General features: G+C 63.7%; 10 protein-coding genes. 3 read left to right on the forward strand and 7 right to left on the reverse strand.

Annotated features, from left to right (window positions below; translation table 11 throughout):
- The 4 genes from JOY90_RS33505 to JOY90_RS33520 form a co-directional block, all read right to left on the reverse strand.
- On the reverse strand, positions 1 to 636 hold a 636-nt coding region (locus tag JOY90_RS33505; RefSeq protein ID WP_291695375.1), incomplete at its 3' end, for a Gfo/Idh/MocA family oxidoreductase.
- A gap of 36 nt (positions 637 to 672) precedes the next feature.
- Positions 673 to 1,521, reverse strand: coding sequence for a carbohydrate ABC transporter permease (locus JOY90_RS33510; protein ID WP_291695376.1), 849 nt, complete (start codon positions 1,519 to 1,521; stop codon positions 673 to 675).
- Positions 1,514 to 2,458 (reverse strand): carbohydrate ABC transporter permease, encoded by a 945-nt coding sequence (locus JOY90_RS33515; RefSeq protein ID WP_291695377.1) that lies wholly within the window; start codon positions 2,456 to 2,458, stop codon positions 1,514 to 1,516. The genes JOY90_RS33510 and JOY90_RS33515 overlap by 8 nt, the downstream gene beginning before the upstream one ends.
- A 2-nt stretch (positions 2,459 to 2,460) precedes the next feature.
- Entirely contained in the window at positions 2,461 to 3,720 is a 1,260-nt protein-coding gene (locus JOY90_RS33520) for an extracellular solute-binding protein (protein ID WP_291695378.1), read from the reverse strand.
- 160 nt (positions 3,721 to 3,880) lie between these two features.
- Between JOY90_RS33520 and JOY90_RS33525 the strand changes: the two genes are divergently transcribed.
- The 3 genes from JOY90_RS33525 to JOY90_RS33535 all read left to right on the forward strand — a co-directional run bounded on the left by JOY90_RS33525 (position 3,881) and on the right by JOY90_RS33535 (position 6,583).
- Entirely contained in the window at positions 3,881 to 4,639 is a 759-nt protein-coding gene (locus tag JOY90_RS33525; RefSeq protein WP_291695379.1) for an SDR family NAD(P)-dependent oxidoreductase, read from the forward strand.
- Positions 4,640 to 4,913: 274 nt separating this feature from the next.
- On the forward strand, positions 4,914 to 5,480 hold the full coding sequence (locus JOY90_RS33530) for an isochorismatase family protein (RefSeq protein WP_291695380.1): 567 nt from the start codon (positions 4,914 to 4,916) through the stop codon (positions 5,478 to 5,480).
- Between the two features lie 59 nt (positions 5,481 to 5,539).
- Complete coding sequence (locus JOY90_RS33535) at positions 5,540 to 6,583, forward strand: GlxA family transcriptional regulator (RefSeq protein ID WP_291695381.1); 1,044 nt, start codon at positions 5,540 to 5,542, stop codon at positions 6,581 to 6,583.
- A 5-nt stretch (positions 6,584 to 6,588) separates the two neighbouring features.
- Here JOY90_RS33535 and JOY90_RS33540 read toward each other — a convergent pair whose 3' ends face one another.
- The 3 genes from JOY90_RS33540 to JOY90_RS33550 all read right to left on the reverse strand — a co-directional run.
- The gene (locus tag JOY90_RS33540; protein ID WP_291695382.1) at positions 6,589 to 7,653 is read right to left on the reverse strand and encodes a hypothetical protein; all 1,065 of its coding nucleotides are present in this window, start codon (positions 7,651 to 7,653) and stop codon (positions 6,589 to 6,591) included.
- 439 nt (positions 7,654 to 8,092) lie between these two features.
- On the reverse strand, positions 8,093 to 8,551 hold the full coding sequence (locus tag JOY90_RS33545) for a hypothetical protein (protein WP_291695383.1): 459 nt from the start codon (positions 8,549 to 8,551) through the stop codon (positions 8,093 to 8,095).
- A 129-nt stretch (positions 8,552 to 8,680) separates the two neighbouring features.
- Positions 8,681 to 9,245, reverse strand: a 565-nt coding sequence (locus JOY90_RS33550) for a hypothetical protein (RefSeq protein ID WP_291695384.1), incomplete at its 5' end; no start/stop codon positions are given.

A 9,245-nucleotide genomic window follows, 5' to 3' on the forward strand; every position in this document is an offset into this window, starting at 1 on the left:
CGGCTCGCTGGTGACGAGCCGCTCGGTCTTCGGCCGCGCCGTCGAGCCCGTCACGCTTGCCACCGGGCCGAGCAGTTGCACCAGGTCGGTGATATAGTACGGTCCCATGTCGAGCATCGGCCCGCCGCCGCGCAGATAATAGAAGCCGGGCGCCGGATGCCAGCGCTCGTGCCCCGGGCACATGAAGAACGCGCTGCCGGCGACGGGCGTGCCGATCGCGCCTTCGTCGATCAGCTTGCGCGCGGTCTGATGGCCGCCGCCGAGAAACGTGTCCGGCGCACAGCCGAGGCGCAGGTTCTTCTCCGCGGCGAGGTCCATCACCTTCCTCGCTTCCGCGAGATTGACGCCGAGCGGCTTCTCGGAATGGACATGCTTGCCCGCGTTGAGCACGGCGAGGCTGACATCGGTATGCGCCAGCGGCACCGTGAGGTTGACGACGATCTCGACGTCGTCGCGCTTGAGCAACTGGTCGACCCGCAGGCCCGGTACGCCGAATTCGGCGCCGCGCTTTTCCGCCACCTCGCTGCGCATGTCGGCCACCGCCTTGACGTCGAGGACGCCGAAGCGCTGCGCGGCCTTCAGATAGGCGGCGGAGATGACGCCGCAGCCGATGATTCCGATGCCGACCTTTCTCATTGCCTGCTCCCTCAGAGTCGTTGTCGTGCTGCACGGTCATCCCTTGACCGCGCCCGCGGTGAGGCCCGCGACGATGTGCTTCTGCGCGAAGATGAAGAGGATGATGGTCGGCAGGATCGTCAGCGTGATGAATGCGAGGATCAGGTGCCATTCGGACGAATATTCGCCCTGATAGACCATGACGCCGAGCGGCCATGGATAGAGCGCATCGCTGTTCAGCATCACCAGCGGCAGCAGATAGGCGTTCCAGCTGTGGACGAAGGTGATGGTGCCGACGGTGGCGAGGATCGGCCGCGACAGCGGCAGCGTCACGTAGCGGAAGAAGTTGATGTAGCTGCAGCCGTCCATCAGCGCGGCTTCCAGCAGCTCGGGGGGCAGGTCCTTGAAGAAGCGCCGCAGCAACAGCACGCTCATGGCGAGGCTGAACGCCACCTGCGGCAAGGCGACGCCGAAATAGGTGTCGAGCAGCCCGAGGTCGCGCACCTTGATGAACAGCGGCAGCACCGCGGTCGCGGCGGGAAACAGCAGGCCCAGCGTCAGATAGCTCAGCAGCATCGAGCTGCCGTAGAACGTCACATGGGCGAAGGTGAACGCGGCCATCGAGGCCGTGATCAGGGTCAGCGTCACCGTCAGCGCCGAGATGATCAGCGAGTTGCGCAGCAATTGCCAGTAGCGCTGGGAGAACAGGATGTCGGCATAGTTCGACCATTCCCAATGCTGCGGCAGGCCGAACGGATTGATGCGCAGTTCGCCGAGCGACTTGAAGCCGCCCAGCACGGTCGCGAGCAGCGGCACCAGCACGAGGACGGCGACGACTGCCAGGAACAGCGTCTTGTAGAGCACGGCCGGGTCGAAGGGCGGGCGAATCGTGTCAATGTCACTCATCGCGCAGGAACCATCGCTGATAGGTGAAGGCGAAGCTGACGCAGATGACGAACAGGATGACGCCGACGGCGCTCCCGTAGCCGACCCGCATCCGCGAGATGCCGTTGTTGTAGAGGAAGCTCACCAGCGTGTTCGACGAATCGGCGGGGCCGCCGCGGGTCAGCGGCATCACCAGGTCGAAGAGCTGCAGCGAGCCGACGATGGCGAAGAACACCGAGAGGCGGATGGTCGGATAGAGCCACGGGATCACCACATGGCGCAGGAGCTGCGCGCGGGTCGCGCCGTCGACGCGCGCGGCCTCGATCAGGCTCCTGTCCATGCCCTGCAGCGCGGCGATGAACAGCATCATGTGGAAGCCGAAATATTTCCAGACGATCACGATCAGCACCGCCAGCATCGCGGTGTCGGTCGAGGCGAGCAGATGCGGCGTCTCGGCGCCGAACAGCCGCCAGATCGAGGCGACGAGGCCGTAGTCGCCGTCATAGACGAAGCTGAAGATCAGCCCGGTCGCGATCTCGGCCAGGATGTAGGGCAGGAAGAACAGCATGCGCAGCGCCACCGCGCCGCGGAAGCGCTCGGCCAGCATCAGCGCGAGCGCCAGCGCCAGCGGCAACTGGATCAGGAGGGAAACGACGATGATCAGGCCGTTGTTGCGCAGCGCCAGCCAGAACGCGCGGGTCTGCAGCACGAAGCGGTAGTTGTCGAAGCCGATCCAGTTGGTCGGCCTGCCAAAGCCGTTCCAGTTGAAACCGGAATACCAGGCGGCTTCGCCGATCGGCAGCACGACGAACAGCGTGAACAGCAACAGCGCCGGCGGCAGGAACAGCACCAGCACGGCGAGCCGGTTGTCGGCGAGAAGGCCGCGCAGCGCCGCCGGCCATGCCGGCTGCGGCTGCACGGCGGTGAGCGGCGCCAGGCTATCGGCGCGGCGGCGCATGCTCAGTTGCCCTGCTTCCAGGCGGCCTCGATCGCCTCTGCCGCGTCCTTCGGCGCCATGCTGCCGCCGGCGATCTCGGCGGTGACGTCGTTGACGACGCGGCCGACCGAGGGGCCGAGGCTCTGGTCATAGAAGTTCTGGTGATAGCGCGACTTCGAAAGGTTAGCGGCGATCTGCTTCATGAAGGCGTTATTGAGCCCGGCGTCGGCGCCCTTCACCACCGGGATGATGAAGTTGCCGGCGGCGAGCCGCGTCTGCACGTCCTTCGAGACGAAAAACTTCAGGAAGTCGACCGTCTCCTTCGGCGAGCCCTTTGTCACCAGCCAGCCGGTGATGCCGCCGAGCGTATCGCTCGGCTCGCCTTTGCCGCCGGGCACCATGGGGAAATCGAACCAGCCGATCTGGTCCTCGGCAAGCCCCTTCTTGTCGGCGGCCAGCGCCCGCTGCAGATGATAGACGGTGGAGATCGCGAGCGTCATCGCGGCCTTGCCGTCGCCGAAATAGCCGACCGCCTGCGGATTCTTGAAGCCGAGGAAGCCGTTCTGGAACGGCTGCAAATCGACGAGCTGCTTGAACAGCTCGCCCGATTTCTGGAACGTCTCGCCGGCGAAGCCGCCATTCTCGCCGCGCAGTGCGGCGTCGAACGCCGCCTTGCCGCCAATGCGCACGGCCAGATGCGTCCAGTAGAAATGCAGCGGCCATTTGTCGGCGCCGCCGGCCACGATCGGCGTGACGCCGGCGGCCTTCAGCGTCTTCACCGCCGCGAGCAGGTCGTCCCAGGTCTTGATGCCCGCGGCATCGACCTTGGCCTTGGCCATCAGCTCCTTGTTGTAGAGAAAGCCGACCTGCGACAGCGCGGTCGGCAGGCCGTAGATGCGGCCGTCGCGGCTGAAGGCGGCGAGCGCCGCCGGCGTCAGGCTGTCGCTGTAGCCTTTGATCTGGTCGGTGATGTCCTCGAGCACGCCGGCCTCGATCTGCGACTTCAGCACGCCGCCGGCCCAGCTGTAGATGATGTTCGGACGGTCCTTGGATTGCAGGATGGTCGGCAGCTTGGCCTTGTAGGCCTCGTTTTCCAGGAACTGCATCTCGATCCTGGTGCCGGGATGGGCGGCCTCATAACTGCGGGCGACCTCTTCCCAGATTTTCACCTGGGCCGGATTGGCCTCGATATGCAGCCATTTCACCGTGGTGTCGGCGTTTGCCGCGCCGAGCGCGAGCCATAGGGTCGCCACGGCAAGCCCCAGCCTGTCGAGCCATCGCATCGTCTTTCCTCCCCGGATACGCATTTTTGGCAACACTGCCGTCATTTTCTGAGGGGCGCAACTGAAAATCTGATATGTACACCTCGCGAATTTGAATGGATAAGATCGGCGAGGCGCTTCAAGCGCGACCGCGCCGGCGAACGAAATCGGGAGGAAAGCCATGGCCGCCATCTATCCGGATCTTGCCGGCAAGGTCGTACTCGTCACCGGTGGCGCGTCCGGCATCGGGGCGGCGATCACGCGGCACTTTGCCCGGCAGAAGTCCACGGTCGTGTTCTTCGACATCAAGACCGAGGAGGGGACGAGGCTCGCGCGCGAATTGTCCGGTGAGGGCCTCTCGGCGCACTTCTACACAGTCGACCTCACCGACATCGCGGCGCTGCGCCGCGGCATCGCCGAGGCGCGCAAGGCCCATGGACCGTTCAACATCCTCGTCAACAACGCCGCCCATGACGAGCGGCATCCGACCGAGACCGTGGAGCCGGCCTATTGGGACGAGCGCATCGCCGTGAACCTGAAGCACCAGTTCTTCGCGGTACAGGCGGTGCTGCCGGACATGAAGCAGGCGAAGGCGGGCGTCATCATCAATTTCGGCTCGACCACCTGGTTGGCGGGGCAGGGCGGCATGGCGGCCTATTCGGCGAGCAAGGCCGGCGTGCTCGGGCTGACCCGCTCGCTGGCGCGCGACTATGGCCCCTACAACATCCGCGTCAACGCGATCGCGCCCGGCTGGATCATGACCGAGCGCCAGCTCGAGAAATGGCTCACGCCCGAGGGCGAGGCCGAATTGATGAACCGCCAGTGCCTGAAGCGGAAGCTGATGCCGGACGAGCTTGCGAGGTTCACGGTGTTTCTCGCCTCGGAGGAGGCGTCGGCCTGCACCGCACAGCAATATGTGGTGGACGGCGGCTGGGTCTAATCTCGCAAGGCATCCTCTCCTCTTCGCGCCATCCAGCGGGCTGCCGACGCGCCTGATCGCGTGCGGCTGCCGTCACGGCCGAGACCCGCGGACCACACGCCGGTGGATGCGAGGTCAGGTTGCAGCAGCGCATTCATGTTCATATAAGGACGTGTCGGCCGGAGATTGCTTGCGGGGCTGGCGCGATTTGTCCCCTCGTTGTCCGGCGGAAGCATTTTCGTCCGCCTTGATGCGTGCAAGTCATACTTTGTCCAGATTGAGGAGAATACGCGATATGTCCGGCCCGGTCACGGCGCTGCTCGTCATCGATGCCCAGGAGTCGTTTCGTCAGCGGCCTTATTTCTCCGAGGAGGGGCTCGCCGCCTATATCGAGCGCCAGCAGGCGCTGATCGACGGCGCGAGGGGCGCGGGCGTTCCGGTCGTTCAGATCTTCCACGTGGCGGGCACCGGCGCCTTCTCCGAAGCCTCGGGCCTCGTCACCACGCTGGCGCCGCTGGAGCTCGAGCCGGATGTGGTCTTCCGCAAGAGCCGCCACTCGGCGCTGGTCGGCAGCGGCCTCGAGGACTGGCTGTCGCAGCACGCCATCCGCCGCCTGATCGTCTCCGGCATTCGAACCGAGCAGTGCTGCGAGACGACGACCCGGCATGCCTCCGATCTCGGCTACCAGGTCGATTTCGTGACCGAGGCGACGCTGACGTTCCCGATGACCGACGCCGCGGGGCGCGAATGGAGTCCGGCCGACATCCGCGCCCGCACCGAACTGGTGCTCGCGGGGCGGTTCGCCCGCATCGCGACGGTGGAGCAGGCGCTGGCCGACGCGAAGCAGGCCGTTTCGGCATGACGGCAGGAGCATTTTCCGGAAAAGTGGACGCCGGTTTTCCGAAAGGAAATGCGACAGACATGAAAAGCGCCGGCCCACGACCGGACATCCCGGTCTTCGTCGTGGTGCCGCCGCGTGTGCTGCTGCTGGATGTCGCCGGCCCGATGGAGGTGCTGCGCAAGGCCAATCTCGAGCAGGATGACGTGCGCTTCGTCATCGACTTTATCGGCCCGTCATCTTCCACCGGCAGCTCGATCGGCCTCGACGTGACCGGCATCAAGCCGCTGCCGGCGCGCCTGCCCGACGGCGCGCTGGTCGTGCTGTCGGGCAGTACGGAGCAGCCGCTCGGCCGAACCGGCGACCGCAAGCGCGATCACGGCCTCGAGGATGAGATCGTGGCCTGGCTGAAGCATGCCATCCGGCCCGGAATCCGCCTGGCCACGATCTGCTCCGGTGCGCTGCTCGCCGCGCGCGCCGGTCTGCTCGATGGTTACGAATGCACCACGCATCACGCCACGATCGCCGCGCTGCGGCGCCTGGCGCCGGCCGCCGAGGTGCGCGAGAACCGCATCTATGTCGAGGACGGCGAGCGGCTCTCCAGCGCCGGCATTGCCGCCGGCATCGACCTCATGCTGCATGTGGTGGCGCAGGAGGCCGGCCACGGGCCGGCGCTCGCGGTGGCGCGCTTTCTCGTGGTCTATCTCAGGCGCGGCGGCGCCGATCCGCAGCTGTCGCCCTGGCTGGAGGGCCGCAACCACATTCATCCCGCCATCCACCGCGCCCAGGATGCGATCGCCGCCGACCCGGCGCGTGACTGGTCGCTCCAGGCGCTGGCCCGCATCGCCGCGGCAAGCCCGCGCAATCTGTCGCGGCTGTTCAACGAGCATGCCGGGATGAGCGTGACCGACTATGTGAACCGTATCCGCATCGCGCTGGCGCGCGAGCTCGTCATGGGCTCCAAGCTGCAGATGGAGCAGGTGGCCGCGCGCGCCGGCTTCGCCTCCACCCGCCAGTTCCGCCGTGCCTGGAACAGGCTGCACGGCGCGCCGCCGGCCGCGTTGCGCGGAAGGGTGCGGCGGGATGAGGGGGCTCTTGGTAGCGGGCGAATGCCTGGAGCCGGCTGACGTCCCTAGCCTGCGGCCAATGCAGGGAGGATCGGTATCGGCGGCCGCGAGAGGACAGTTTCAGTCCGATCTACCATCGATTTTGCTGGAATGGAGGCGCACAACTCCGGGCGGCGGAAGATGTGTGGTCCGTGGGGTTCCGTCGGTATTGCCTTCCGTCCCCGACGCTGAAGCGGAATTGCAAAGAGCTCCAGCGGATGAAGCTTGATGGTCGAGACTATGAACGAATCGCCAAGCCGTTCTCTGAGTTTGACCGGATCGCTGGTGCCGTAGTTCTCCACGAAGAAGCGCATCGTGCGGTAACGGCCATCCAAGTACGTGTAGCGCGTACCCGACTCGCGGGCAAAGAGCGTCCAATGGGCACCCTTATGCGAACTCGCGTTGAATCCGAGATTCGGATTAATGAAAGAGAACATCAGTCTCGTGTCACGTTCCTTCATCAACTGAAGGCGCAGCTTTCCATGAAAATAGCTGAAGATGTTCTTGGGTGCCCAGCGAAAGGTAAAGAATCGCGACAAGACGGATACGTATCGTAGTTCGATATGAGGAGCGATCTTTTCCTGGGCATGCTTGAGGTCGAAGTCAGCAACGCTGCCAATACAGACAATTCTGCCACTATTCTTTTCTTGAAAAGCATAGTGCCACCCAGGCCGGTAGGAGCCCACATAGTGGAGGCGCTCATGGTAGATTTGCGCAATCTCCGGATCGAGCGAGACGAACTCGAGATCGTCCAGCGTGATCGTCCTTTCTGGCGGCCTCAACCATTTCGCATACGGACGCTGTATCTCCTCAAGAAAATCCGAAACAGCTTGAACTTCTTGTTGGATGTCGTGCTCGCGGGGGAATCGATCGGCGGTGACAAGCCGGGGCAGGTGCAGAAGAAGCTGGCTGCGCAGGGTCAGCGGGTCTATCGCTCGCGCATGCGCACACTCAAAGATGGATTCTTCGCGATCCCGTACAAGCGCTACCAGGTCATCGATTGAAAATGGTCGCTTGGTTTCGGCGGGGGCCTCAGCGGTCGACTCGGGAATAGTCGATTTGTCGAATTCCGATGAGTCGAACATATTCATTCGGCGCGCCCCCAAGCAGCAGGCCGAGCGCTTACCACGTTCACGGGGGCAGTTCAATGTGCAAGAGAGCTTCTGCGCATGCTTTTCTTGTGCACGCTTTTCTTATGCACCCTTCTAGAAATTGGGGCTCCGCGATGCGCGGGAGTTTTCTTTTCATTATCCGAATTGTCCGCGCCGGGGGTCGTCCCTGAACTCCTGCCGGCTCCGGGCCCGCAAGTTTGCGGGGGCTCCGACTGCCTCCAATGGCAACGGGGCCAAGCTCGATCTTGGTCCGACGACGCGTGCGGCTAAGCTGATGCTCCGGCCGGTTGTGCCGCGAACTCCTCATCAGAGCTTCAAAGTCGGTGCCGGCACCAGAATCGCCGTTGCTCGTGTTTCTTTTATTAGAAACTGGAGAACGCGCCGTTGCGATATGATGCGAGCTTCGGAATCGGAGCATTTAGACGACGCTCATCGTTACGACATCAACGGCCGTCTGAATCGCCTCATCCAGGTCACCCGTCACGAACGCGGCCACCTGTCGCACGAAAGCATGATCATGAATATTTCCTTCCTTCATCGCCAGGATAATCGGTATGCGCCTGACATCGGCCCACGCCATTTCCATGACGGTCCCTATGGAGACTCGGTCGGCATTCAGGAAATTGACGAAAAGTGCATCGCAGCGGGATACGTCATAGCGATCCCTCGTGATCGTACCTTGGGACGTGCTGAGCAGATGTTCAGGGTAAGCGTCCTTGAGGACACGCTCCTCTGTCACATAACCTTTTCCGCGCAGCGCCGAGAATGCGATGACATCCTCCGGAAGCTTGCTTTCTACGTACTTTCTCCAATCGAGGGCATCTCTGTAGGAGATACCAGTCAACGGTCCTGCCAGGAAAAGGGCTTTCTTCGGCATGTTCGAACTGTTGGGCTGTTTCAGCAAGAGGGACGATATCTCATATCTCTAACGGAAAAACGCGATTCTGCAAGAATCGCTAAACCGCAAAAACCCGCAACGGGCGCAGTTGGGGTGCAAGTAGGTCGTCTACCCGGGCATCTGCGCGGCCCAGTTCGCCTTGAACGGCGCGCAGACGGCGTCGTCAGCGACCACCTCGTCGAGGATGTGGCGCATGTGCGTCGCGAAGCGCTCCGTGTCCAGCCGCAGCACCCGTTCCGGTCGCGGACCGGATTTCACGTACGGTCCCAATTCCGGCTCGACTGGATAACCGGACGGCCGGTTGTCCAGGAACAGCCTGAGCAGAGGCCCGTGCACCGTGCCAAAATCCTTCTCGATCGTTTCGGTCAGGGAGCGAATGACGGTGGCGCTGACCATCAGCCCGTCCAGCGCGGCCGGGCTGACCTTCCATTGCGTGCGCAGGAGAACGGTGCTCGCCGTGCAGGGAGCATGGTCTCGGCGCGGCCGCGTGCTCGTCATCAGCCCGATCTTGCAATCATGGGTGTCGCCGCCGCCATTGTCGTGGTCGATGAAGATGATGCGGGCACGGTCATATTCGCGCTGGGCCGTCTTCGGCTCGACGTTCATGCCGATCAGAACGGCCGTGCGGCCCACGAGCAGCACCGGACCTTCATAGTAGTGCACCGGGCCGATG

The sequence above is a fragment of the Bradyrhizobium sp. genome, from assembly GCF_019242285.1.
In the GTDB taxonomy this organism is placed as follows: Bacteria; Pseudomonadota; Alphaproteobacteria; order Rhizobiales; family Xanthobacteraceae; genus Bradyrhizobium.

Excerpts from the sequence above, each read along its gene's own strand:
- JOY90_RS33510 (WP_291695376.1), bottom strand. The coding sequence starts at position 1,521 with ATGAGTGACATTGACACGATTCGCCCGCCCTTCGACCCGGCCGTGCTC.
- JOY90_RS33530 (WP_291695380.1), top strand. The coding sequence starts at position 4,914 with ATGTCCGGCCCGGTCACGGCGCTGCTCGTCATCGATGCCCAGGAGTCG.
- JOY90_RS33520 (WP_291695378.1), bottom strand. The coding sequence starts at position 3,720 with ATGCGATGGCTCGACAGGCTGGGGCTTGCCGTGGCGACCCTATGGCTC.
- JOY90_RS33540 (WP_291695382.1), bottom strand. The coding sequence starts at position 7,653 with ATGAATATGTTCGACTCATCGGAATTCGACAAATCGACTATTCCCGAG.
- JOY90_RS33525 (WP_291695379.1), top strand. The coding sequence starts at position 3,881 with ATGGCCGCCATCTATCCGGATCTTGCCGGCAAGGTCGTACTCGTCACC.
- JOY90_RS33535 (WP_291695381.1), top strand. The coding sequence starts at position 5,540 with ATGAAAAGCGCCGGCCCACGACCGGACATCCCGGTCTTCGTCGTGGTG.
- JOY90_RS33515 (WP_291695377.1), bottom strand. The coding sequence starts at position 2,458 with ATGCGCCGCCGCGCCGATAGCCTGGCGCCGCTCACCGCCGTGCAGCCG.
- JOY90_RS33545 (WP_291695383.1), bottom strand. The coding sequence starts at position 8,551 with ATGCCGAAGAAAGCCCTTTTCCTGGCAGGACCGTTGACTGGTATCTCC.